Source organism: Pseudomonas sp. H3_E07 (assembly GCF_054668895.1).
The window spans coordinates 5,774,591-5,798,184 of record NZ_CP162795.1 but is presented as its reverse complement, the minus strand read 5'-3'; the positions used below and the strand labels follow the sequence as shown (position 1 = coordinate 5,798,184).

At 59.7% G+C, this 23,594-nt stretch carries 29 protein-coding genes; 19 read left to right on the top strand and 10 right to left on the bottom strand.

The genetic code is table 11. The annotated features are described in order from the left end of the window. Nucleotides 1–63: 63 nt before the first annotated feature. Together ahpC and AB4O08_RS26890 are read right to left on the bottom strand one after the other, a co-directional pair. On the bottom strand, nt 64–627 hold the full coding sequence (gene ahpC / locus AB4O08_RS26895; RefSeq protein WP_010210361.1) for an alkyl hydroperoxide reductase subunit C: 564 nt from the start codon (nt 625–627) through the stop codon (nt 64–66). A 143-nt stretch (nt 628–770) separates the two neighbouring features. Continuing rightward, entirely contained in the window at nt 771–1,697 is a 927-nt protein-coding gene (locus tag AB4O08_RS26890; RefSeq protein ID WP_021493111.1) for a site-specific integrase, read from the bottom strand. 170 nt (nt 1,698–1,867) lie between these two features. Here AB4O08_RS26890 and AB4O08_RS26885 point away from each other — a divergent pair, with 170 nt between their 5' ends. After that, nucleotides 1,868–2,875, top strand: a complete 1,008-nt coding sequence (locus AB4O08_RS26885) for a DNA-binding protein (protein WP_044287224.1) — start codon at nt 1,868–1,870, stop codon at nt 2,873–2,875. Here the strand turns inward: AB4O08_RS26885 and gorA are convergent, their stop codons facing one another. Then, the gene (gorA, locus tag AB4O08_RS26880) at nt 2,876–4,234 is read right to left on the bottom strand and encodes a glutathione-disulfide reductase (RefSeq protein WP_010210355.1); all 1,359 of its coding nucleotides are present in this window, start codon (nt 4,232–4,234) and stop codon (nt 2,876–2,878) included. A 105-nt stretch (nt 4,235–4,339) separates the two neighbouring features. Continuing rightward, nucleotides 4,340–5,179 (bottom strand): UTP--glucose-1-phosphate uridylyltransferase GalU, encoded by an 840-nt coding sequence (gene galU / locus AB4O08_RS26875; protein ID WP_003173830.1) that lies wholly within the window; start codon nt 5,177–5,179, stop codon nt 4,340–4,342. A gap of 310 nt (nt 5,180–5,489) precedes the next feature. On the opposite strand from galU, the gene AB4O08_RS26870 reads away from it, so the two are divergent. Together AB4O08_RS26870 and AB4O08_RS26865 are read left to right on the top strand one after the other, a co-directional pair. Next, on the top strand, nt 5,490–5,675 hold the full coding sequence (locus AB4O08_RS26870) for a hypothetical protein (protein WP_010210353.1): 186 nt from the start codon (nt 5,490–5,492) through the stop codon (nt 5,673–5,675). Nucleotides 5,676–6,676: 1,001 nt separating this feature from the next. Beyond that, nucleotides 6,677–6,907 (top strand): hypothetical protein, encoded by a 231-nt coding sequence (locus AB4O08_RS26865; RefSeq protein WP_010210351.1) that lies wholly within the window; start codon nt 6,677–6,679, stop codon nt 6,905–6,907. 9 nt (nt 6,908–6,916) lie between these two features. Here AB4O08_RS26865 and AB4O08_RS26860 read toward each other — a convergent pair whose 3' ends face one another. Then, on the bottom strand, nt 6,917–7,198 hold the full coding sequence (locus AB4O08_RS26860; RefSeq protein WP_010210350.1) for a hypothetical protein: 282 nt from the start codon (nt 7,196–7,198) through the stop codon (nt 6,917–6,919). Nucleotides 7,199–7,371: 173 nt separating this feature from the next. After that, nucleotides 7,372–7,725, bottom strand: coding sequence for a hypothetical protein (locus AB4O08_RS26855; protein WP_010210349.1), 354 nt, complete (start codon nt 7,723–7,725; stop codon nt 7,372–7,374). Nucleotides 7,726–7,939: 214 nt separating this feature from the next. On the opposite strand from AB4O08_RS26855, the gene AB4O08_RS26850 reads away from it, so the two are divergent. The 11 genes from AB4O08_RS26850 (at nt 7,940) to AB4O08_RS26800 (ending at nt 17,763) form a co-directional block, all read left to right on the top strand. Next, complete coding sequence (locus AB4O08_RS26850; protein WP_003191319.1) at nt 7,940–8,242, top strand: DUF1883 domain-containing protein; 303 nt, start codon at nt 7,940–7,942, stop codon at nt 8,240–8,242. A 25-nt stretch (nt 8,243–8,267) separates the two neighbouring features. After that, nucleotides 8,268–8,432 carry a hypothetical protein gene (locus AB4O08_RS26845; protein ID WP_010210344.1) on the top strand — a complete coding sequence of 55 codons (165 nt, stop codon included), beginning with the start codon at nt 8,268–8,270 and terminating at the stop codon, nt 8,430–8,432. 4 nt (nt 8,433–8,436) lie between these two features. Continuing rightward, on the top strand, nt 8,437–9,102 hold the full coding sequence (gene alkB, locus AB4O08_RS26840; RefSeq protein WP_010210343.1) for a DNA oxidative demethylase AlkB: 666 nt from the start codon (nt 8,437–8,439) through the stop codon (nt 9,100–9,102). A 77-nt stretch (nt 9,103–9,179) separates the two neighbouring features. After that, nucleotides 9,180–10,232: a bifunctional DNA-binding transcriptional regulator/O6-methylguanine-DNA methyltransferase Ada gene (gene ada, locus AB4O08_RS26835; RefSeq protein ID WP_010210342.1), complete on the top strand. Its 1,053-nt coding sequence runs from the start codon at nt 9,180–9,182 to the stop codon at nt 10,230–10,232. A gap of 189 nt (nt 10,233–10,421) precedes the next feature. Next, complete coding sequence (locus tag AB4O08_RS26830) at nt 10,422–11,483, top strand: NAD(P)H-dependent flavin oxidoreductase (protein ID WP_236267323.1); 1,062 nt, start codon at nt 10,422–10,424, stop codon at nt 11,481–11,483. 119 nt (nt 11,484–11,602) lie between these two features. Further along, nucleotides 11,603–12,361 (top strand): molybdate ABC transporter substrate-binding protein, encoded by a 759-nt coding sequence (modA, locus tag AB4O08_RS26825; RefSeq protein WP_350487819.1) that lies wholly within the window; start codon nt 11,603–11,605, stop codon nt 12,359–12,361. Continuing rightward, entirely contained in the window at nt 12,362–13,042 is a 681-nt protein-coding gene (gene modB / locus AB4O08_RS26820; RefSeq protein ID WP_044287229.1) for a molybdate ABC transporter permease subunit, read from the top strand. Nucleotides 13,043–13,047: 5 nt separating this feature from the next. After that, a complete protein-coding gene (modC, locus tag AB4O08_RS26815) occupies nt 13,048–14,127 on the top strand; it encodes a molybdenum ABC transporter ATP-binding protein (protein ID WP_460114538.1) in 1,080 nt (359 codons plus the stop codon). A 77-nt stretch (nt 14,128–14,204) separates the two neighbouring features. After that, on the top strand, nt 14,205–15,242 hold the full coding sequence (locus tag AB4O08_RS26810) for a DNA topoisomerase IB (RefSeq protein WP_021493104.1): 1,038 nt from the start codon (nt 14,205–14,207) through the stop codon (nt 15,240–15,242). 124 nt (nt 15,243–15,366) lie between these two features. Then, complete coding sequence (locus AB4O08_RS26805) at nt 15,367–16,989, top strand: ABC-F family ATP-binding cassette domain-containing protein (protein WP_021493103.1); 1,623 nt, start codon at nt 15,367–15,369, stop codon at nt 16,987–16,989. 69 nt (nt 16,990–17,058) lie between these two features. Next, nucleotides 17,059–17,763, top strand: coding sequence for a YoaK family protein (locus AB4O08_RS26800; RefSeq protein ID WP_044287230.1), 705 nt, complete (start codon nt 17,059–17,061; stop codon nt 17,761–17,763). 146 nt (nt 17,764–17,909) lie between these two features. Here AB4O08_RS26800 and AB4O08_RS26795 read toward each other — a convergent pair whose 3' ends face one another. The 4 genes from AB4O08_RS26795 to AB4O08_RS26780 all read right to left on the bottom strand — a co-directional run bounded on the left by AB4O08_RS26795 (nt 17,910) and on the right by AB4O08_RS26780 (nt 19,724). Further along, complete coding sequence (locus tag AB4O08_RS26795; protein ID WP_460114537.1) at nt 17,910–18,263, bottom strand: hypothetical protein; 354 nt, start codon at nt 18,261–18,263, stop codon at nt 17,910–17,912. A 170-nt stretch (nt 18,264–18,433) separates the two neighbouring features. Next, entirely contained in the window at nt 18,434–18,745 is a 312-nt protein-coding gene (locus tag AB4O08_RS26790) for an AzlD domain-containing protein (protein WP_010210330.1), read from the bottom strand. Beyond that, nucleotides 18,742–19,437: an AzlC family ABC transporter permease gene (locus AB4O08_RS26785; RefSeq protein ID WP_460114536.1), complete on the bottom strand. Its 696-nt coding sequence runs from the start codon at nt 19,435–19,437 to the stop codon at nt 18,742–18,744. Before AB4O08_RS26785 ends, AB4O08_RS26790 begins: the two co-directional genes overlap by 4 nt. A gap of 71 nt (nt 19,438–19,508) precedes the next feature. Next, the gene (locus AB4O08_RS26780) at nt 19,509–19,724 is read right to left on the bottom strand and encodes a hypothetical protein (protein WP_010210327.1); all 216 of its coding nucleotides are present in this window, start codon (nt 19,722–19,724) and stop codon (nt 19,509–19,511) included. Nucleotides 19,725–19,900: 176 nt separating this feature from the next. On the opposite strand from AB4O08_RS26780, the gene AB4O08_RS26775 reads away from it, so the two are divergent. Genes AB4O08_RS26775 through AB4O08_RS26755 form a run of 5 tightly spaced genes read left to right on the top strand, consistent with a single transcriptional unit; the run spans nt 19,901 to nt 23,584 of the window. After that, nucleotides 19,901–20,257 carry a metalloregulator ArsR/SmtB family transcription factor gene (locus AB4O08_RS26775; protein WP_021493101.1) on the top strand — a complete coding sequence of 119 codons (357 nt, stop codon included), beginning with the start codon at nt 19,901–19,903 and terminating at the stop codon, nt 20,255–20,257. 19 nt (nt 20,258–20,276) lie between these two features. Next, nucleotides 20,277–21,560: an arsenic transporter gene (locus AB4O08_RS26770; RefSeq protein ID WP_038453268.1), complete on the top strand. Its 1,284-nt coding sequence runs from the start codon at nt 20,277–20,279 to the stop codon at nt 21,558–21,560. Between the two features lie 13 nt (nt 21,561–21,573). Continuing rightward, nucleotides 21,574–22,059: an arsenate reductase ArsC gene (locus AB4O08_RS26765; protein ID WP_021493099.1), complete on the top strand. Its 486-nt coding sequence runs from the start codon at nt 21,574–21,576 to the stop codon at nt 22,057–22,059. Continuing rightward, nucleotides 22,056–22,742: an arsenical resistance protein ArsH gene (gene arsH / locus AB4O08_RS26760; RefSeq protein ID WP_044287231.1), complete on the top strand. Its 687-nt coding sequence runs from the start codon at nt 22,056–22,058 to the stop codon at nt 22,740–22,742. Before AB4O08_RS26765 ends, arsH begins: the two co-directional genes overlap by 4 nt. Nucleotides 22,743–22,792: 50 nt before the next feature. Further along, nucleotides 22,793–23,584, top strand: coding sequence for an AraC family transcriptional regulator (locus tag AB4O08_RS26755; RefSeq protein WP_010210322.1), 792 nt, complete (start codon nt 22,793–22,795; stop codon nt 23,582–23,584). Nucleotides 23,585–23,594 lie beyond the last annotated feature (10 nt).

Genomic DNA, 23,594 nt, shown 5'->3' with positions numbered 1-23,594 from the left:
GGCGTTTTGGGGGCGGATGCAGCTTACTTAAGTGCGGAATACCGCCCTTGAGACTTCACAGACTTAGATCTTGCCGACCAGGTCCAGGGACGGAGCCAGAGTAGCCTCGCCTTCTTTCCACTTGGCTGGGCACACTTCGCCCGGGTGGGCAGCGACGTACTGAGCCGCTTTGATTTTGCGCAGCAGCTCGGAAGCGTCACGGCCAACACCGCCGTCGTTCAGCTCAACGATCTTGATCTGACCTTCTGGGTTGATCACGAACGTACCGCGGTCTGCCAGGCCAGCTTCTTCGATCAGTACGTCGAAGTTGCGGGAGATGGTCAGGGTTGGGTCACCGATCATGGTGTACTGGATTTTGCCGATGGCTGGCGAAGTGTTGTGCCAAGCAGCGTGGGCAAAGTGGGTGTCGGTGGAAACGCTGTAGATTTCGACGCCCAGCTTCTGGAATTCGGCGTAGTTGTCAGCCAGGTCTTCCAGTTCGGTTGGGCAAACGAAGGTGAAGTCGGCTGGGTAGAAGAACACAACGGACCACTTGCCTTTCAGATCGGCGTCGGACACATCTACGAAGTTGCCGTTTTTGTAGGCGGTAGCTTTGAACGGTTTTACTTGGCTGTTGATGATAGGCATCGTTGACTCTCCGTCAGGTTTTGTAGAAGGGCTTAAAGTTGATGAAGTGAATCCTACCCACTCTCTGAGCCGATGGCTCATTGGCAAACCTGATGCTGACGATTGGTTTTCCCTATCAGGAAACTGTATTAATAGAAGAAATCTCAAAGTAGCGGTTGCGTCGCCAGGGTCATGCCAAGAAAGGGCGTCGCTTCAACATAGCGCATGGCGGATTTCATGTCGCTCCAGCCGACGTAACTCATCAACGACTTCAAATCCCAGCCGCTGCGATGGGCCCACGTGGCAAACCCACGACGCAATGAGTGGCTGGTGTATTGCTCGGCGGGAATCCCCGCACGCTCCAGCGCCTGGCGCAGCAATGGGATTACGCTGTTGGGGTGCAACCCCTCCTCCCCCAGGTTGCCCCAGCGATCGATGCCGCGAAATACCGGGCCACGCACCAACGCCGAGGCACTGAGCCACTCGTTGTAGGCCTGCACCGGGCACAGGCGTAACAGCGCCGGGGTGTGATAGGTCTTGCCGAGGTTGTCGCGGTCGCTTTTGCTGCGTGGCAGATACACGCTGATGCCCGCGCCGGGCGTGGCGTGAACATGCTCGATCTCGAGACGGCACAGCTCATCACTGCGAAACCCGCGCCAGAAGCCCAGCAGGATCAGTGCGGTGTCGCGCTTGGCGCGCAGTAGCCGAGGCAGGTCGTGGGCCGCGGCCTTTGCCTCGCTCTCAAGGGACGCCACCACCTGCTCCAGGTGCTTGAGCTGCAAAGGTTCGGCCTGTTTCTCCTGCGCCGGGTGCACGGCGCGAATACCCTTGAGCACTTTGCGCACCACCGGCGCCTTGGTCGGATCGGGAAAGCCCTGGCTCGTGTGCCACTGCGCTAAAGCCGAAAGCCGCAACTTCAGCGTGTTGACCGCCAATACCCCGGCATGCGCCACCAGATAACGCGCCACGCTGTCGCTGGTGGCGGGCAGGAACCCTCCCCAACTCACTTCGAAATGTTCGATGGCGGCGCGATAGCTGCGTCGCGTGTTATCGCGGGTGGCGGCATCGAGATAACGGTCCAGATCGCTCATGGGAGGCCTATTCGTACGGCTGGCAGGTGTTTGCGCGGTTTAAACGCATATGACACGGGATAATACGCCAATATCCCATCTGTTAAATCATGAATTCAAACCGTATTTTGTTCATGATATGATACGTATATACATACCATGTACCACAATACGAAATCGACGGAGACCCCATGGCTCGCGGCGGCATTAACAAAGCAGTAGTTCAAACGGCGCGCTTGGCAATCCTCGCCCGCGGCGAAAACCCCAGCATCGACGCCGTACGCATCGAAATGGGCAATACGGGCTCGAAAACCACGATTCATCGCTATCTGAAGGAGCTCGACGAGAGCGAGACCCGTGCCACCATTACCGAGGCGCCTATCGACGACGAGCTTGGCGAGTTAGTGGCGCGCCTGGCGCAACGATTAAAGGAAAAAGCCCAGGAGCCTATCGATCTGGCCATGGCGCAGTTCGAGCAACAGAAAGCCGCCCTGCTCACCCAGGTCGAAGCCCTTGAAGAGGCCCACAGCCAGCTCAAGCAACAATTTGATATCCAGGCCGCCGCCCTTGCAGAGGAAAGCGCCGCGCTGCAAACCGCCAGCACCAGCCTGCAGACCGAACAAACCCGTAACGCCGGGCTGAGCCAGGCGTGCAGTGATTACGAGTTAAGGATCAGCGACAAGGACGAGCAGATTCGCTCACTGGAAGAAAAGCATTTACACGCCCGGGATGCCTTGGAGCATTACCGCCATGCAATCAAGGAGCAGCGTGAGCAGGAACAGCGTCGCCACGAAGGTCAACTGCAACAGGTCCAGGCTGAACTGCGCCAAGCGCAGCAGAGCGCCATGGTGCGCCAGGATGAAATCACCCAGCTGCATCGCGACAATGAGCGACTGTTGATTGAGCATCGAGTGGCATCGAAAGCGTTGACGGCGCTACAGGAACAATCCCGCAAAGATCAGGCCCAGCTGCTCAAGCTGAATGAACAAGTGGGCCTGATTGACAGCGAACGCACCCTGCTGCAGGAGCGCCTGCGCGTTGCCGTGCTGGAGAGCCAGTCACGCCAGGCAGCATTGGCGGAACACCAGCACGCCAACAAAACCTTGGAATTGGACCTGATCAAGGCCCAGGCCAGTCTTGAAGCATTGCGCCTGGCGGCCGCCGTTGCGACGGCGCCAGAGGCAACGCCCGAGGATTGATCAGTCGGCCACAGGCGTGCGCATGGTGACAAACTCTTCCGCCGCCGTGGGGTGTACGCCGATGGTGTCATCGAAATGCTGCTTGGTCGCACCCGCTTTGAGTGCGATCGCCAGGCCCTGGACGATTTCACCCGCGTCTGGACCGACCATGTGGCAACCCAACACTTGATCGGTATCGGCGTCCACCACCAGCTTCATCAGGGTCTTTTCCTGGCACTCGGTCAGGGTCAGCTTCATCGGCCGGAAACGGCTTTCAAAGATCTGCACCTTGTGGCCCTTCTCTTTCGCTTCTTCCTCGGTGAGGCCTACGGTGCCAATGTTCGGCAGGCTAAACACCGCGGTTGGGATCATCGCATAGTCGACCGGGCGATACTGCTCAGGCTTGAACAGCCGGCGCGCCACGGCCATGCCCTCGGCCAGGGCCACCGGCGTCAGTTGCACGCGACCGATCACATCGCCAATGGCCAGGATTGATGCATCGGCGGTCTGGTACTGGTCATCCACCTCAATGAAGCCGCGCTTGTCGAGTTTGACGCCGGTGTTCTCCAGCCCCAGGTTGTCCAGCATCGGACGCCGCCCGGTGGCGTAGAACACACAGTCGGCCTCCAGCACGCGGCCGTCCTTCAACGTCGCCTTGAGGCTACCATCGGCCTGCTTGTCGATACGCTCGATATCGGCATTGAATTGCAGATCCAGGCCACGCTTGGTCAGCTCTTCTTTCAGGTGCGTACGCACCGAACCGTCGAAACCGCGCAGGAACAGATCACCGCGATACAGCAGCGTGGTTTGCGCGCCCAGGCCATGGAAGATTCCTGCGAACTCCACGGCAATGTAACCACCCCCGACGACCAGTACGCGCTTCGGCAATTCCTTGAGGAAGAACGCCTCATTGGAGCCAATGGCATGTTCATGCCCCGGAATCTCCGGAATTTGCGGCCAGCCACCCGTCGCAATCAGAACATGCTTGGCGGTGAAGCGCTCGCCATTGATCTCGACCTGATGCGCATCGACCAGCCGCGCATGCCCTTCGTGCAACGTCACGCCGCTGTTGACCAGCAAGTTGCGGTAGATGCCATTGAGGCGGTTGATCTCGCGGTCCTTGTTGGCGATCAGGGTGGCCCAATCAAAATTCGCCTCACCCAGGGACCAGCCAAACCCACTGGCCTGCTCAAAGTCTTCGGCGAAATGTGCGCCGTACACCAGCAGCTTTTTCGGTACGCAGCCGACGTTGACGCAGGTGCCGCCCAGGTAACGGCTTTCCGCCACAGCCACCTTGGCTCCAAAGCCCGCGGCAAAACGGGCCGCACGAACACCGCCGGAACCGGCGCCAATCACATACAGGTCAAAATCGTAGGCCATTTCACTCTCCTCGGCAGGCAATCAGCATACCGACTTACATGGGGCTGAAAAACGAAAAAGCCACCCTAAGGTGGCTTTTTTAGAACAGGCTGCTTATTGGGTTAATCAGTAAGCCTTGCCAGTCTTGTAGAAGTGTTCGTAGCAGAAGTTGGTCGCCTCGATGTAGCCTTCAGCGCCGCCGCAGTCGAAACGCTGGCCCTTGAACTTGTAGGCAATAACGCAACCGTCTTTGGCTTGCTTGAGCAGGGCGTCGGTGATCTGGATTTCGCCGCCCTTGCCTGGCTCGGTTTCTTCGATCAACTTGAAGATATCCGGGGTCAGGATGTAACGACCAATGATTGCCAGGTTGGAAGGTGCATCTTCCGGTGCTGGTTTTTCAACCATGTCACGTACGCGGATCAGGCCATCGCCAATGTCGTCGCCGGCAATAACACCGTACTTGTTGGTTTCAGTCGGGTTCACTTCCATCACTGCAACGATGGTGCAACGGTATTTCTGGTACAGCTTGACCATCTGGGTCAGCACACCATCGCCTTCCAGGTTCACACACAGGTCATCCGCCAGTACCACGGCGAACGGCTCGTCACCGATCAGCGGGCGACCGGTCAGGATGGCGTGGCCAAGGCCTTTCATCTGGGTCTGACGCGTGTAGGAGAACGAGCACTCGTCCAGCAGTTTGCGGATGCCGACCAGGTATTTTTCCTTGTCGGTGCCCTTGATCTGGTTTTCCAGCTCGTAGCTGATGTCGAAGTGGTCTTCCAGCGCGCGCTTACCACGGCCAGTTACGATGGAGATCTCGTTCAGACCGGCATCCAGGGCCTCTTCGACGCCGTACTGAATCAGTGGCTTGTTCACCACCGGCAGCATCTCTTTGGGCATGGCTTTGGTCGCTGGCAGGAAGCGAGTGCCGTAACCGGCTGCTGGGAACAAGCATTTCTTGATCATATAAGTCCTTACAAAGGGCTGTGCGTACGGAATTCGGCGCAGTCTAATCAGGCCGCAGTCACCTTACAATGGGTCCTGCTGGCGTTGCGATGTCATCATAGAGAAAAAATCTCAGCGTAAGTTCCGCTGATCTTACGAGGCGCATGCTCACCGCCTCGGCGAAAGACGCTTGCCCCTCAATGTATCAAAGGGCTGCACCCTTTTTAGCACGCTTTTGCAACCGGAACACTGACTTGGAATAACGTGCGCTGGATTGCGGTATTTGGCGCTATCATAAGGGCCTTGAACCACACCACGAGATATTTGATAGATGTCAGAACCAAAAGGCGTGAACGGCTACCTGATCACACAGCGAGCGGACGGTTGGCATTTGATCAACTTCCACGGCGACAGCGTCGCCGGCGCATTTCCGAGCGAAAGCCAGGCTATCGCCGTAGCTGAAGTGTTCGTGGATGAAGCGGGGCATGCATCGAGCAAACGGCCGAAAGGCAAGTAAACCTTGCAGGCTGCGCGAAAAAGCCCCGATTAACGGGGCTTTTTCGTGCTCGGAACCGTAACCTCATTGATACCGATCTCGGTAAAACTCTTCCCACCGAATTGAATTATTTTTTATTGATACCTCTATAAGCTGCTCGACTGGCATGCCTTCTGGGGGCCACTGTATGCCAGGGGGCCATGCTGGGGGCCGAACTGGGGGCCAGTCCAATTGTTGGGGCCACTCTGCGGGCCGAGCTGGGCATTCGGTCCTCGGTGGCTCGGGAGCAACTACGGGCGGCTGCCATTTAGTGACGTCAACGACGAACAAGTGCTTTAGAGAGGATGGGTACTTAGATCTATAGTTTGAGGCGCCTAACATCGCGATCATCGAGTTGCGAACAACTCTGCTATCAACGTTATTTTCGTTTGTCGGCGCTTCGTACGTTGCCACTCCACCTACTAATGACACAAGTTCGTACGCTTCTCCGGCGCTATATTTCACTACACGCGTCACTTCACTAGCATTTCCCTCGCAAAATTCCTCTGGGATGTACGACACTTTAACTGTATCCATTTCGCTCATGATAGCGCCTCCCGGCTCATTCCCATCGTCTCAAGCATCCGACCGATACCGCACGTCACGCGCGTAAACGTTCTACTCGCTTCCCTTGAATGCCCGCGCTTTCTACCTGGTTCGTTTGCCCGCATCGTTACGTTGTCCGCTGGTCGTCAGACGTTGCTCACCTGCACCGCTAAGCGTCAGGAATAACGTTCCGACCAGTGAGTGCCATTGTGAATTAACCGGGAATTGACTGAGTACTGTGAGAAATACTAGTTTTTTAGACCCATTCGGAATCTACAAACGCAGCGTAACTCTCAGTCTCTATTTGCCGCTGAGACAAAAACACCGTCCAACACGACTCGCCCGCTCACATCCGTTAAACTTTCGACCGAATCAATGCAAAAATGCCGCGCAAACCCTAGGTTTACTCGGCATTCGTCTTTTTGGGGAAGTCTTTCATGAAACGCGAACACGTCATGGCTCGCCAGGCCGAAGGCCAGATAACGGCCACTCACATCATCCAGAGCCCGGCCGATCTTGGGGAGTGGATCGTATTCTTCAAGAAAAGCGGTGGCCGCAGTTTTTTCCTGGTGGACGATCAGGACGAGGTTGAGTCTTTCCCTCGCCTGGATGATCTGGTGGAGACTATCCGTGGATTAGGCATCAAGTTTGCCGATATTCAAATGTAGGCGTAATGCTTACTTGCAGACCACGACTACACTGCGACCTTTGAAGTTGCCTACGTCTTGGCCCAAGGTCTTTTCACTTTCCTTGAGTGCAGGCGTGCCTTCGGTGCCGACGATACGGTAACCGGTGCCTGCACAGGAGGCGTCGGCCTTTTCATAGCAACTGGCCCAGGAATTGGCCTCGCCGGAACAATCAATAGTCAGCCCTTGTTCGCCGTTTTTCAGGTAGACGTCAGAGGTGGTCGTGCAGCCGCCGAGTGCCATTACCGCAATCAGTGCAAGAATCTTGTTCATATAGGTTCATCGTCGTAGGAATTGGAAAGAGCGCAGACACTGTCGTGGGGCGTTTGGTCGAGATTATAGCGAACTGCCATCTACGTACACACAGCCATGAAAAAAGCCCGGCCCCGCAATCATGGGACCAGGCTTTTTATCGGATTCGAAGTCGCAGGGTGAAACGGGCGTTATCAGCCGGAAATGCAGTCCTCGCCAGCCTTCTTCACGTCACCCGGACGGATCGGCACGTTAGACATGCTCTCGTAGAGCTTGATACTGCTACCACTGGAGCGTTCATCAATTTCGAAAATCGCTGATGGATCGGCCGAAAACTTTTGCGGCACAATCACCTGCACACCACCTTCCTTATGCGGTTCGATCTGCGGTGGCCGACGGGTTGCCGACAGTTTCTGCACCACACATGCGGCGTATTCCTGTGGCTTCTTCCCGGAAATAACCGCCAAGGTCGGAGGGGTCTGCTTGATATCTGCAACCGAAGCACACCCACCAATCGCCAGGGCCAGAACCAACACACTCCACTTCATACTAAAACCTCCGATAAAGATCCTACGACAGCGGGAATGGTAATTTTCTCCCGCCCACGTAGGATTTATCCGTGATAACTCGGTAAATAACTGTTTTAAATTGTCGACGTCGTTGAAGACGGGCCGATAATAAACGTGCTGGGGCTGATAAACTCCATCTTAACCTACGTATCGTTCTGATTTTTCAGAAAAAGCCCTTCTGGAGCCCCTACCCATGAAATTCATCCATCAGCGTGAGCACCTCAACGAGGGCGACATTGTCGTCATCGAATGCTCGCAAACTTGTAATATCCGTCTGATGAGCGATGCGAATTTTCGCAGTTTCAAGAATGGCGGCCGTCACACCTATCACGGCGGCGCCTTCGACAAGTTCCCGGCCAAAATCACCGCCCCGAGCACCGGGTTCTGGAACATCACCCTGGACGTGGTCACGCGCCGCGCAATCAGCGTGACCCGCAAACCCGCGTTGTCCCACAAGATCCGCATTGTGCGGCGCACCAGCTCCAAGCTGAGCTGATCCGCACACTTCACAGGAAATAGCCGTGACCACCACAAAATACGTAATCAAGTACAAGCTCAACGGCGAACGCCGCTTTGAGTTCGCCCAACTGCAGACCAACAGCGTGGAAGAAGCCAAGCAAGCCCTGGAGAAAATTCACGATGCCAGTGATGAAATCACCGACATCAATGTGAGCAAGGCGCTGTAAGCCAATGCCCGGCCCCACCGCCGACCTGTTCGCCGACGACGCCTTGCAGCAACCCGCAGGGCGTGAGCAAATTGGCGAACAGTCCTACGTATTACGGGGCCTAGCCCTACCCTGGATTGAACGCATTCTGCCGGAATTGCGACGGGTGCTGGCTCAGTCACCGTTTCGGCAAATGGTGACACCTGGCGGTTTTACCATGTCGGCGGCATTGAGCAGTTGCGGCGATCTGGGCTGGACCACCGACACGTCCGGTTACCGCTACTCGCCAGTCGACCCGCGCAGCCAACAGCCGTGGCCACAAATGCCAGAGGTGTTGCGTCAATTGGCGGTGCAGGCGGCGGCACAGGCCGGTTTTTTCGACTTTGCTCCCGACGCCTGCCTGATCAACCGCTATGTGCCCGGCGCAAAAATGTCCCTGCACCAGGACAAAAACGAGCGTCGCTATAGCGAACCGGTTGTATCAATATCGCTTGGCCTACCGGCGATCTTCCTGTTTGGCGGACATGAGCGCAGTGACAAACCCCGGAAAGTCTCGCTGTTCCATGGTGATGTGGTGGTCTGGGGTGGCGTGGATCGCCTGCGCTTCCACGGGGTGATGCCGATCAAGGACGGTGTGCATCCGATCATGGGGCCGCAACGCATCAACCTCACGTTTCGCACTGCCGGTTGATTTGACCGCAAGCTTCGGAGTGTCCAGATGCGCACGGCGCGATTAATCTGGCCAACGATCCGTCAAGAGTGCCGACCATGATGACTGAACAAGACCCGCGCTGGGCAGCGATCCTGGCCCGCGATCCCAAGGCCGATGCGCTGTTTGTCTACGGCGTGAAGACCACCGGTGTGTACTGTCGCCCCAGCAGTGCCTCACGTTTGCCGCGCCCGGAAAACATCGAATTTTTCGACACCGCGGCGCAGGCCGAAGCTGCAGGTTATCGCGCCAGCAAACGCGCAGCCGGGGACCAGACGCAGTTGGTTGCGCACCACGCGCAACTGGTAGCCGACGCTTGCCGACGTATCGAACAGGCTGACACCCCGCCCAGCCTGAACGCGCTGGCCATGCAAGCCAACCTCAGTCCCTTCCACTTCCACCGCGTGTTCAAAGCCGTCACGGGATTGACGCCCAAGGGCTACGCCAGCGCCCATCGCTCACGCAAGGTGCGCGATGGGCTCAAAGCCTCGCACTCGGTGACGGAGGCTTTGTATGACGCGGGTTTCAACTCCAACAGCCGCTTTTATGAATCGGCTGACCAGCTTCTCGGTATGAAGCCCAGTGATTACAAGGCTGGCGGTACCAACACTGCGATTCTGTTTGCGGTCGGTCAATGCACGCTGGGGGCGATCCTGGTGGCGCAAAGTGCCCGTGGTGTGTGCGCAATTCTGCTGGGGGACGATCCCGACCAATTGGTACGCGATCTGCAGGACCAGTTTCCCAAGGCCGAACTGGTAGGCGCCGACCAGCGCTTCGAACAGTGTGTGGCACAGGTCGTGGGGTTTATCGAAGCACCTGCGCTCGGCCTGGACCTGCCCCTGGATCTGCGCGGCACGGCCTTTCAGGAACGGGTGTGGCAAGCCTTGCGCGACATTCCACCGGGAAGCACGGCCAGCTACGCGCAAGTCGCCGCACGAATCGGCGCGCCGAAGTCTTTCCGCGCAGTCGCTCAGGCATGCGGCGCGAACAGCCTTGCGGTCGCCATTCCTTGCCACCGCGTGGTACGCAGTAATGGCGATCTGTCGGGATACCGCTGGGGTGTGGAACGCAAGCAGCAGTTGCTCGCTCGGGAGCAGTTGCCGAAGGCCTAGCGAGTGCTTTCTCTTTGGAAACCCACGCAACCCACATTGATAAGCGGATTCATGCGGTGCGGGGTGACGCTCTCAACGGGTGGCACACCACGAAACGTTCCGTTCGTCCAGTGAATAAAACAGAGTGGCCGGGTGTTGTGAGCCCTGTTAAAACAGCCAAAAGCCTCATTAACGCTGGAGAGACATCCCATGAGCACCTGGCCCGACACCCGCATTATCGACCTGCTGGGGATCGAACTGCCCATCATCCAGGCGCCCATGGCCGTGGGCACTACCACCGCCATGGTCATCGAGGCCAGTAAAGCCGGGGCGCTGGGCTCATTACCGGCTGCAGCACTGAGTCTCGCGCAACTGCGCGAAGCGTTGGTCACGGTCCGTGAGGCCAGCCCACGTCCGATCAATGTGAATTTCTTCTGCCACCAACCGCCAGCACCCGACGCCGCGCGTGACCGCCACTGGAAGGACCTGCTGGAACCCTACTACCGCGAACTGGGTGCCGATTTTCAGGCGCCAACACCCGTGTCCAACCGCGAGCCGTTCAACGAAGCGGCTTGCCAGTTCATCGAAGAATTGCGACCCGAGGTCGTCAGTTTTCACTTCGGCCTACCGGAAAAAGCTTTGCTCGACCGGGTAAAAGCCACGGGCGCGAAAGTGCTGTCCTCGGCCACCACCGTGGAAGAAGCGATCTGGCTGGAGCAGCACGGCTGCGATGCAATTATCGCCATGGGCAGTGAAGCGGGCGGGCATCGTGGCTTGTTTCTCAGCGATGATCTCAACACCCAGATCGGCCTGTTCGCCTTGCTGCCACAAGTCGTTGACGCCGTAAGCGTGCCGGTGATTGCCGCCGGGGGTATCGGTGATGCGCGCGGGATTGTGGCGGCCTTTGCCCTGGGTGCTTCGGCGGTGCAAATCGGCACGGCTTACCTGTTTACCCCTGAAGCCAATGTCACCCCTTCGCACCACCACGCATTGCGCCATGCCCAGGCCAGCGAGACCGCACTGACCAACCTGTTCACCGGTCGCCCGGCACGAGGCATCGTCAACCGGGTCATGCGTGAGCTGGGTCCAATCAACCCCGCGGCTCCCGCATTCCCTACCGCCGGTGGTGCACTGATTCCGCTCAAAGCCAAGGACGAAGCAGGCTTCAGCAACCTCTGGTCCGGCCAGGCGCTGCGCCTGGGCAGAGACACCACCACCTACGCGCTGACGCGCGAACTGGCGGAGCAGGCGCTGGCCAAAATCACCCCATAGAACCTGCTCCCGCGGCAACTTTGCACTGTACCGGCAATGGCCAACCGCTATATATTCCCATACATAGCGGTTACACCTTCGACCCATAACGCGCCGTACACCCTCAGAGGAGCTGCTTCATGAAGATTCACGCCTCACGCCTGGCGGTCCTGGTCGCTGCCCTCGCCTTCGGTTCGGCGCATGCCGATGAAGTGCAGGTGGCCGTGGCCGCCAACTTCACCGCACCGATCCAAGCGATTGCCGCCGACTTCGAAAAAGCCACCGGTCACACACTGGTCGCCGCCTACGGTGCCACCGGCCAGTTCTACACCCAAATCAAGAATGGCGCGCCGTTCGAAGTATTCCTGAGCGCTGACGACACTACGCCTCAAAAGCTTGAAGCCGAAGGTGACGCCGTCAAAGGCTCACGCTTTACCTACGCCGTCGGCACCCTGGCGCTGTGGTCGGCCAAGGAAGGTTACGTCGACGCCAAAGGCGACGTGCTGAAGAAAAACGAGTTCAAGCACCTGTCGATTGCCAACCCCAAAGCCGCGCCCTACGGCCTCGCTGCCACCCAAGTGCTGGCCAAGGAAGGTCTGACCGAGAAGGTCAAAGACAAGATCGTCGAAGGCCAGAACATCACCCAGGCCTACCAATTCGTGTCCACCGGCAACGCCGAGCTGGGCTTTGTCGCCTTGTCGCAGATCTATAAAGACGGCAAAGTCAGCAGCGGTTCGGCGTGGATCGTTCCCGCCGCCCTGCACGACCCGATCAAACAAGACGCGGTGATCCTCAACAAGGGCAAGGACAGCGCCGCTGCCAAGGCGTTGGTCGACTACCTGAAGGGGCCTAAAGCCGCTGCTGTCATCCAGTCCTATGGTTACGAGCTGGCCAAGTAAATGCCGTTATCGAGTGCCGATTTTTCCGCCATCTGGTTGACTGTCCAACTGGCCTCCCTGACCACGCTGATCCTGCTGGTCATCGGCACTCCGATCGCCCTGTGGCTGTCGCGCACCCGCTCCTGGTGGCGCGGTCCCATCGGCGCTGTCGTTGCCCTGCCGTTGGTGTTGCCACCGACGGTGATCGGCTTCTACCTGCTGCTGACCATGGGCCCGAATGGCTACGTCGGCCAGTTCACCCAATGGCTGGGCCTGGGCACCCTCACCTTCAGCTTCGCCGGGCTGGTCGTCGGCTCGGTGATCTATTCCATGCCGTTCGTGGTGCAACCCTTGCAGAACGCGTTCTCCGCCATCGGCACACGCCCGCTGGAAGTGGCCGCGACCTTGCGCGCCAATCCGTGGGACACGTTTTTCACGGTGATTTTGCCCTTGGCGCGACCAGGGTTTATCACCGCCTCCATCCTGGGTTTCGCGCACACCGTCGGTGAATTCGGCGTGGTGCTGATGATCGGCGGCAATATTCCGGACAAGACCCGGGTGGTGTCCGTGCAGATCTATGACCATGTTGAAGCCATGGAATATGCCCAGGCTCACTGGTTGGCCGGTTCCATGGTGGTGTTCGCGTTCCTGGTGTTGCTGGCGCTCTATTCCAGCCGTAAAACCAAGATGGGCTGGAGTTGATGTCGATGATCGATGTACGCCTGTACCTCAAGTATTCGGCCTTTGCCCTGGATGTGGATCTGCATTTGCCTGGTCGCGGTGTGACTGCGCTGTACGGGCATTCCGGTTCCGGCAAGACCACCTGCCTGCGTTGCATCGCCGGGCTGGAGCGTGCCGAAGACGGGTTTATCCAGATCAATGATGACGTCTGGCAAGACAGCCGTAACGGGCTGTTCGTGCCTCCCCATAAACGCGCGCTGGGTTACGTCTTTCAGGAAGCCAGCCTGTTTGTGCATCTGTCGGTGCGGGCCAACCTGGAATTCGGCCTCAAACGTATTCCCCGCCAGCAGCGCCGTGTCGATATGGCCCAGGCCACCGAGTTACTCGGCATCGGCCACCTGCTTGATCGGCATCCCCAGCACCTTTCCGGCGGTGAGCGCCAACGCATTGGCATCGCCCGCGCGTTGCTCACCAGCCCCAGCTTGTTATTGATGGACGAACCCTTGGCCGCCCTCGATAGCCAGCGCAAAGGCGAAATCCTGCCGTACCTCGAACGCCTGCACGATGAGCTGGACATCCCGGTGCTGTACGTCAGCCATGCCCAGGATGAGGTGGCACGCCTGGCCGATCACATCGTCTTGCTCAGCGACGGCAAGGCCCTGGCCAGCGGGCCCATCGGCGAAACCCTGGCGCGGCTTGACCTGCCCCTGGCGCGGGGCGACGACGCGGGTGTAGTGATCGACGGCGCGGTCAGTGCCTATGACCCTCACTATCAGTTGCTCACCCTGCAACTGCCCGCCAGCGCCTTGCACATGCGCGTGGCCCATGCGCCGTTGGCGGTGGGCAAAGCGCTGCGTATCAAGGTGCAGGCGCGTGATGTCAGCCTCAGCCTGCAAGCCGAGGAACACAGCAGCATCCTCAACCGCCTGCCGGTAACGGTCACCCAGGAGATCTCCGCGGACAACAGCGCGCACGTGCTGGTGCGCCTGGACGCCTGTGGCACGCCGTTGCTGGCGCGCATCACACGCTTCTCCCGCGACCAGCTGCAACTGCACCCTGGCCAGAGGCTGTGGGCACAGATCAAGGCCGTCGCAGTCTTGGCGTAAGCAACCTTTTGGCACGACCGCACACCGCTGCGGTCCATCAGACATACCGGCCTGATTTTTGCCAAGGAACCTGCCCCATGTCTGACTCTGCACTGCCCCGCGACCTGCATTACGTTGACGACACCCAGCCCGGCATCCGCCGTAAGACAGTGCGGGGCAGGTTCCAATACTTCGACCCCCAGGGCGTGCGCATTACCGATGCCGAGGAGATCAAGCGCCTGAACGCCCTGGCGGTCCCGCCGGCGTACACCGACGTATGGATCTGCGCCGACCCGCGCGGGCATCTGCAAGCCACCGGCCGCGACGCCCGTGGCCGTAAGCAATACCGTTATCACCCACGCTGGCGCGAGGTGCGCGACAGTGACAAGTACTCCCGGTTGCAGGAGTTCGGCAACGCCCTGCCGAAATTGCGCAAGCAGTTGGAGGCAAAAATCGCCGAACCCGGCTTCACCCGTGAAAAAGTCTTGGCCACGGTGGTGATGCTGCTCGACGCCACACTGATCCGCGTCGGCAATACCCAGTATGCGCGGGACAACAAATCCTACGGGCTGACCACCCTGCGCACCCGCCATGTGGATGTGAAAGGCAGCGAAATCCAGTTCCAGTTTCGCGGCAAGAGTGGCGTGGAGCACCAGATCAGCGTCAAGGACCGCCGCTTGGCCACGGTGGTCAAGCGCTGCCTGGAATTGCCAGGGCAGAACCTGTTCCAGTACCTGGACGAGGATGGCGAGCGCCACACCGTCAGCTCCCACGACGTGAATGACTACCTGCACAGCCTCACTGGCGCCGACTTTACCGCCAAGGACTACCGCACCTGGGCCGGCACCGCCATGGCGTTGGCCGTGTTGCGGGAATTGGAGTGGCAGCCCGAGTCCGATGCCAAAAGGCACGTGGTGGCGATGGTCAAGGATGTCGCCAAGCAGCTGGGCAACACCCCGGCGGTGTGCCGCAAGTGTTACATCCACCCTGCGGTGCTGGAGCATTTCAGCCTCGGCGAACTCTCCAAACTGCCCAAGCCGCGGTTGCGCAAAGGGCTCAAGGCTGAAGAAGTGGCCTTGGCGATGTTCCTTGAGCAACTGGCGGCGGACTTGCCGAAAAAAGCCAAGACGGGTTAGGCTTGGCCTCCCTTCTGATCCGCAGGACGACCGCCGACGTGAACAACTAAGCCTTCCAAAATGTATCTGCAACGAGCCGCCTGGCGCGCTTGTTGGCCTGTCCGACATTTTTTTGGAGGTGCTGATGACTGACGTCAACCGGCTGCCCACGCTTGTTTCCCTGCAACACCTGAGTGTCCAGTTCGCCAATGGCGAAACCCTGCTGGATGACCTGTGCCTGTCCATCGATCACACCCCTACCGGTATAGTCGGCCGTAACGGACGGGGCAAAAGCGTCCTCGCCAAGCTGATCGCCGGGCTGCTGTCGCCCTCCTCCGGCACGCTGAGTGGCCCGCCCGGTACTATCTACGTTGCGCAGAATGTCGTGGTTGCGCCGGGGGAAACCGTCGCCGACCTCACCGGCACCGCTGCGATACTGGCCGCCCTTGACCGCATGGCCCGAGGCGCCGCACAGCCCGATGACCTGGAATTGATCGACGACCGCTGGGGCTTGGCCGAACGTTTGCGCAATGCCTTGGATGCTGCGGGGTTATCGCAGCTGGCTTTTGATACCCCAGCCGATCAACTCAGTGGCGGCCAGTTGGCCAGGGTCGCGATCATCGGCGCGCTGCTCGCCGCGCCGCCGTTGCTGGTCCTCGATGAACCCACCAACCACCTCGACAACGATGGCCGCGCCTGGCTGCTGCGTGCACTTGGCGATTGGCGTGGCGGCCTGGTGGTGGTCAGTCATGATCGGTCATTGCTCAACGCCATGGCGCGCATCGTTGAACTGTCGCCCCTTGGTGTCAGCGTGTATGGCGGCAACTATGATGCCTACCGTCGGCAGCGTGATGCGGAACAACAAGCCGCCATCGCCGCGCTGGACCATGCGCGCCTGGAGCGCAGCCGCGAGCGGCGGCGCCTGCAAAAAGACCACGATAACCTGCAACGCAACGCCGCGCGATCACGCAAACATGCGGAAACCGCCAACGTCGACCGTTTCACCAAGGCGCGCTGGAAAGGCGCCGCCACGCAGATCGTCAGCAGCGTGCGCAGTGCGCATTGGCAGCACAAGCACGAATTGGATGCCCAGGTGCGCCAGGCTTATGAACGGGTCGAAGAGGAAACGCCGACGCTGTTGGCATTGCCTGCATCAGCGGTGCCCAACGGACGGCAGGTGCTGTCCTTGATCGACGTACAATTGCCGTGGTTACCGTCAAGCGACCTCACTGTGCATCTCGCAGGTCCGGTGCGCGTCGCCGTGCGTGGGCCCAACGGATGCGGCAAGTCCACGTTACTCAAGGTACTGGCCGGTGAGTGGCAGGCTGTCGCGGGTGAATGCAGTGTGCCTCTGCCCTGCGCCTACATCGACCAACACCTTGCGCTGCTGGACGATCGACGCTCCATCGTCGAACACCTCAACCTGCTCGACACCCCACTGGCCGAAGCCGAGTTGCGCACGCGCCTGGCGTTGCTGCACCTGGATGCCTCGCGCGTCACCCAACCCACCGGGCAACTCAGCGGCGGAGAGCGCTTGAAGGCCGCGATGGCGATTGCCTTATGGGGTGACAAACCGGCGCAACTGCTGTTGCTGGACGAACCGACCAACCATTTGGACCTCGAGTCGGTGATGGCTTTTGAACAGGCGCTGCAAGGTTTCAACGGGGCGATGCTGGTGGTATCCCATGACGCCGCGTTCATCCAATCGATCAAGCCAACCCATTTCCTGGATTGGCACCACACAGGTTGGTCATTGACGCCTGCCTGAGGTCATTGCATGCGCGCGTAAAGCGTCCTACGGTAGTGGCCGGATAATCTCATCGAGGAACCCGGCCCTATGCTGCCTTCGCCCCGCAAACCTTACGTCAATGCTGCACTCGCCCATCGACAGCGCTGGCGTGGTCGGGTCGGGCTGATGCTGGTGGCCAGCCTTTCAGTGCTGGCAGGCATGACCGATGCCATCGGTTTCATGGCGAGCGGCGACTTCGTTTCGTTCATGAGCGGCAATACCACGCGCCTGGCGGTAGCGATCAGCGAGGGGGATCTTGGACTGACCGGGCGCCTGCTGTTGCTGGTCGCAACATTCGTGGTCGGTAATGCGCTGGGTGTGGTGGTCAGCCGGATGAGCCGCCGTCATGCCTTACCTTTGCTGTTGTGCATTGCGACCTTGTTGTGCGGTGCGGCATGGCTGCCTTCCAGCGATACGTTGCCCGCGCTGCTGGCGGCGATCATCGCCATGGGCATGCTCAATGCTGCAGTGGAAGAGGTCAACGGATTGCCGGTCGGGCTGACTTACGTCACCGGAGCGCTCTCACGCTTTGGCCGCGGGCTGGGACGCTGGCTGCTCGGGGAGCGCCGCATGGGTTGGCGCGTGCAGTTGATCCCGTGGGCTGGCATGTTCGTTGGGGCGGTGATTGGCGCGCTGCTGGAACACCAGATGGGCTTGAAAGCGCTGCTGGTCAGCGGCGTGCTGGCAGGGTTGCTGGGGTTGGTGTCGCTGAAGATTCCCCGTCGCTGGCACTTGGGTTACATGCCGCGCTGAAGATAGGAAGAGGTGCTCGCCCGACGTTTAGGCCTCGACGTCCGTGTACTGGTAAAGAGCCATCATGTCGGGCGAGCGGGTGAATCATAAGCGAATGCCCGACGGCTGTCGTGCCAGGCATTTCCTAATTCGACTAAGGCAATGGATTACAGGCAGGTCGCGAGTGCGGCCAAACGGCGCTTGGCCGGCATATTGTCTTCTGCGGCATAGTACTTGATCGTGGAACCGGCACCCGCGCTTTGCACGTCGACGAAGTAATCGCCAGCGGTGGTGTAGACGCTGTAACCGCCCGCCTCGATTGGCTCCTTGAAGCCGCCGGCATCAACGCCGAACACGCCTTCGTCCTGCCAGCCGAATTGCACGCATTCGGCAACGACCAGGGTGGCCTTGTCCGAAGCCAGCGTCTTGTAGGGCGTGCCTGCGCGCGCCTCTTTCATCTTCGAACCTGCGCAACCGGCCAGGGCCGCCAGTACCAGTGCGCCAATTACCACCTTGTGCATGCCATTGCTCCGTTGGAAAAAACGCGACTGTACCATTGCCGCGGGCTGGACTGACGGCCGCATGAACTTTGTTTCACTGTAAAGGGAGAAGGCGCGGTCTATATTGACCACGCTCATTTTTAGTAGTCTCCCTTCGGCCCGCTCTCCCGCGGGCTTTTTTTCGCCTGGGCTCAGAGCAACCAGCGGAACAGGTAAAACAGCGCCATGCTCAGCAGCACGGTGACCAGCACATTGCGCGTCCAGAACATCAGCCCCACGGCGCTGATACCCGCCAGCAGGTAGGGGTTGGCCGGGCTCAGGTTCAGGTGATGGTCCGCCAGGAAAATGATCGGCCCGCAAATCGCCGTGAGCATGCCCGGCACTGCAAACCCGAGAAACTCCCGCGCGCCACGGTTGAGGCGCACCGGCAGGCGCGGTTCGATAAACAGGTAACGGTTGAAAAATACCACCAGGCCCATGGCCACAATCATGATGTAGATCATTGCTGCCCTACTCCCAGTCGCTTGCAGGCATAACCCGCGCTCATGCCCAGCAAGCCGGACACCACCACCGCCGACTCCCAGTGCAGGAAACTCAACCACACCGAAAACAGCAGCGACACGGCCACGCAGACCACCGTGGGTATGTCGCGCACCACCGGCGTGATCAGCGCGATAAACGTGGCGGCGATGGAAAATTCCAGGCCCAGTTGATCAAGGCCGGGAAGGCTTTTGCCGAGCACGATGCCGGCCAGGGTGAACAGGTTCCAGATGATATAGAACGTCAGCCCAACGCCCAGGGCATACCAGCGGTTGAACGTCTCGCGGTCATAGTGACTGACCAGTGCAAAGAATTCGTCGGTCAACAAAAAGCCCAGGCTCATGCGCCAGCGCGTCTTGAGGGGTGACAGGACCGGGCGCAGGTGCATGCCGTAGAGCAAATGCTGAGAGGTCAGCAGCAAGGTCGTCAACACGATGGAAATCAGGCTGGCGCCACTCTTGACCATACCGATGGCGACCAGTTGCGCAGCACCGGCAAACACAATGGCGGACAAACCCTGGGCTTGCAAAGGGCTGAATTGCGCATCGATGGCCATGGAACCGGCCAGCAGCCCCCAGGGCGCACAGGCCAGGGACAGGGGAATGACGGCGATGGCGCCGCGAGCGAAGGCGTAATGAGGTAAGGCAGTGGGCATGGAAACGGCTCATCAACAAACAGTCGACAAGCATGCCAGCGCAACAACGGGCTTGTCTTGAACGATCTTGCTCAGGCCAGCCTCACCGACACCTGCTCCACCGAGTCGCGCGCCTCACGCAGCTCATAGGCATCCTGGTTGAGCCGGTGAATCGTGTTGAGCAAACGCTGGCGCAGCACTTCATCGCCGAGTTTTTCAACGGCGCGCATCAGGTCGAACGCGGCGGTTTCGTTATTGTCCGCGACGGAATCGAGGGTCTTGCGCAGGTTGCGAGTGGCACGGGTCACGCGGATTTATCCTTCTTCAGCAATGGACAGGCACTTTAGGACATTCGTGTTTCATTTTAATTTCAAACACTTGTGGCGGATTTCAAGGCATTTGATCCATGTCAATTGAAACAGGATTTGACTGTATATATGGATATTCGTATATTCGAATAACTCAATATGCAAAGGCCTTGGCCATGTCGGACGCCATCTCCCCCCCCACCCTGTTCAAATGCCTGGCCGATGCCACCCGTGCACGCCTGACGTTATTGATCCTGCGCGAAGGCGAACTTTGCGTGTGCGAACTGATCCATGCCTTGGACGACAGCCAGCCCAAAATCTCCCGCCACCTGGCGCAACTGCGCAGTTGCGGGTTACTGCTGGACCGCCGTCAGGGTCAATGGATCTACTACCGCATCAACCCTGCGCTGCCCGAGTGGGTGACACAGGTGCTGCACATCACCCAGCAAGCCAACCAGCCATGGTTGCACAGCGACGCACAGCGTCTGGATGCAATGGGCGACAGACCACAACGGGCCAGCACCTGCTGCTGAGCCACCGGAGCCTTTATTCATGCTTGTCGCAATTGCCATTTTTATCTTCACCATCGTCCTGGTCATCTGGCAGCCCAAAGGTTTGGGCGTTGGCTGGAGCGCCACCATGGGCGCGATCCTGGCCTTGGCCTGCGGCGTGATCAGCCTGGCGGACATTCCCGTGGTGTGGCACATCATCTGGAATGCCACCGGGACCTTTGTCGCGCTGATCATCATCAGCCTGTTGCTGGACGAGGCCGGCTTCTTTGCCTGGACCGCCCTGCATGTAGCGCGCTGGGGACGAGGGCGCGGCCGACGGTTGTTTGCCTATATGGTGTTGCTCGGCGCACTGGTGTCGGCGCTGTTCGCCAACGACGGTGCGGCGCTGATCCTGACGCCGATCGTGATGTCGATGCTGCTGGCGCTGCGTTTTTCTCCGGCGGCCACGCTGGCGTTCGTCATGGGCGCAGGCTTTATTGCCGATACGGCAAGCCTGCCGCTGGTGGTGTCGAACCTGGTGAACATTGTCTCGGCCGACTACTTCAAGATTGGCTTCAACGAATACGCCGCCGTGATGGTGCCGGTTAACTTCGTCAGCGTCGCGGCCACGCTGGCGGTGCTGTTGTGGTTCTTCCGCCGCGACATTCCGCAGACCTACGACCCCGCCGACCTTGACGACCCTGCCAGTGCGGTCCACGACCGCGCCACCTTCCGCGCCGGCTGGTGGGTGCTGGGCATCCTGCTGGTGGGCTGCTTTGCCCTGGAACCGTTGGGCATTCCGATCAGCGCGATTTCCGCCGTGTGCGCCTTGCTCCTGCTGGTGATCGCCGCCAAGGGCCACAAGATCTCCACGCGCAAAGTACTGAAGGAAGCACCCTGGCAGATCGTGATCTTTTCCCTCGGCATGTACCTGGTGGTCTACGGCTTGCGTAACGCCGGCCTCACCACCTACCTGGCGACCTGGCTCGATACCTTCGCCACTTATGGCGTGTGGGGCGCAGCCATGGGCACCGGTGTGCTGACGGCGCTGCTGTCCTCGGCGATGAACAACTTGCCGACGGTGTTGATCGGCGCGCTGTCCATCGAGTCCAGCCATGCCGTGGGCGTGATCAAGGAGGCCATGATCTACGCCAACGTGATCGGCAGCGACCTGGGCCCGAAAATCACCCCGATTGGCAGCCTCGCCACCTTGCTGTGGCTGCATATCCTGGCGCGCAAGGGCATCACCATCACCTGGGGCTACTACTTCAAGGTCGGGATTGTACTGACCCTGCCAGTGCTGTTGATCACCCTCGCCGCCCTTGCTTTGCGCCTGAGTTTCTAACGGAGTCACCTCGATGAAAGTCCTGTTCATGTGTACCGCCAACAGCTGCCGCAGCATCTTGTCCGAAGCGATGTTCAACCACCTGGCGCCACAAGGTTTCGAGGCGATCAGCTCCGGCAGCTTTCCCAAGGGCCAGGTCCTGCCGCGCAGCCTGAGCACGTTGCAGGCCGCCGGCATCAGCACCGAAGGTTTGTACAGCAAAGGCAACGACGCGTTCGAAGGCAGCCCACCGGACGTGGTGATCACCGTATGTGACAAGGCCGCCGGCGAGGCTTGCCCGGTGTATTTCGGGCCGGCGGTGAAGGCGCACTGGGGGCTGGAAGACCCTTCGGACGTGCAGGGTGACGACGCGAGTGTGCAGGCGGCATTCGACGCCACGTTAAAGATCATTGCCACGCGCTGCCGGGCGTTTTTCATCCTGCCTTTTGCCGAGCTCAGCCCTGCCGAACTCAAGACAGAACTCGCTCGCATTGCACAGTTGCAGTCGGAGGCCCCATGACCACCCTGCCCAACCTGGACCCGTCACTGATCCCGCCAAAACCGGACGGTGTGGCCCAGCCACCGCGCATCCTGCTGCTCTACGGATCGACCCGGGAGCGCTCGTTCAGCCGCCTGCTGGTGGAGGAAGCCGCACGCCTGCTGCAGCACTTCGGTGCGCAAACGCGCATCTTCAACCCCAGCGGTTTGCCACTGCCCGACGATGCACCGCGTGACCACCCAAAAGTCCAAGAGCTGCTGGAACTGATGCAGTGGTCCGAAGGCCAGGTGTGGTGTTCGCCCGAGCGCCACGGTTCGATGTCAGCGGTGTTCAAGGCACAGATCGACTGGGTGCCGCTGGCCCTTGGCGCGGTGCGCCCGACCCAAGGCAAAACCCTGGCGGTGATGCAGGTGTCCGGCGGCTCCCAGTCGTTCAATACGGTTAACCAGTTGCGAGTGCTGGGGCGCTGGATGCGCATGTTCACCATCCCCAATCAATCCTCGGTGCCCAAGGCATTCATGGAGTTCGATGATCAGGACCGCATGAAGCCTTCCGCCCTGTATGACCGCGTGGTGGACGTGATGGAAGAACTGATGAAGTTCACCCTGCTGCTGCGCGAACGTCCGGATCTGGTGGACCGCTATTCGGAGCGCAAGGAAAGCGCCGAAGAACTCTCGCACCGCGTCAATCAACGGTCGATCTGAGCCCGCCTGCCAGCGTATGCTCGTACCTGCCCCCTGACTGAGTTGAATCGATGAGCGCCGTGCGACACGCCTGGCTGGGCAACTATGAAATCAGCAGTACCGCCTGCACCGGCCTGACCTTTGCCCGCCACAGCCATGATGAATGCGTGATCGGCGTGAACCTGCTGGGCGAAGAAAAAGTCTGGCTCGACCGTCGGGAGTTCGACGCAGGGCCCGGCTCCATCACCCTGTACAACCCCGGCCAGATTCAGGGCGGCGGCGCAGCAGAGGGCGCGCCCTGGCACTTTGTGAGCCTGTATGCCACCGCAGATCAACTGGCGGCGGACCTTGGGCTGGCGCACCTGGAGTTTGATCGGTCGTTGTGCTTCCAGCCCGACCTCGCGCAGCGACTGGCGGCGGCGATCAAGGGGGCACTGAGTACCGACACACTGGTTCGCGAACTGAATGAAGAGGCGTTGGTGCTGCTGTTGGGCCAAGTGGTGAACACCAGCGGTGTGCGCCTGCCAGGCAGCGCCAACACCGGCAAGCCGCTGATCAACCGCGCCCAGGAGCTGCTCGCCGCACAATTGCATCAGCCGCTGACCCTCGATCATCTTGGCGTCGAACTGGGGCTGTCCAAATTCCATCTGCTGCGCGCCTTCCAGAAAGAAACCGGGCTGACGCCCCGTGAGTGGGCCATGCAGTTGCGCACCCGTCGCGCCAAAGGTCTCCTGCGCAATGGGGTGCCCGCCAGCGCGGCCGCACATACCCTGGGCTTTGCCGACCAAAGTCACCTTAACCGGCATTTTCGCGCGGCCTACGGCATTACGCCGGGCGTTTATCAACGCGCGGTGACGCGCTGAACAGCGCAAT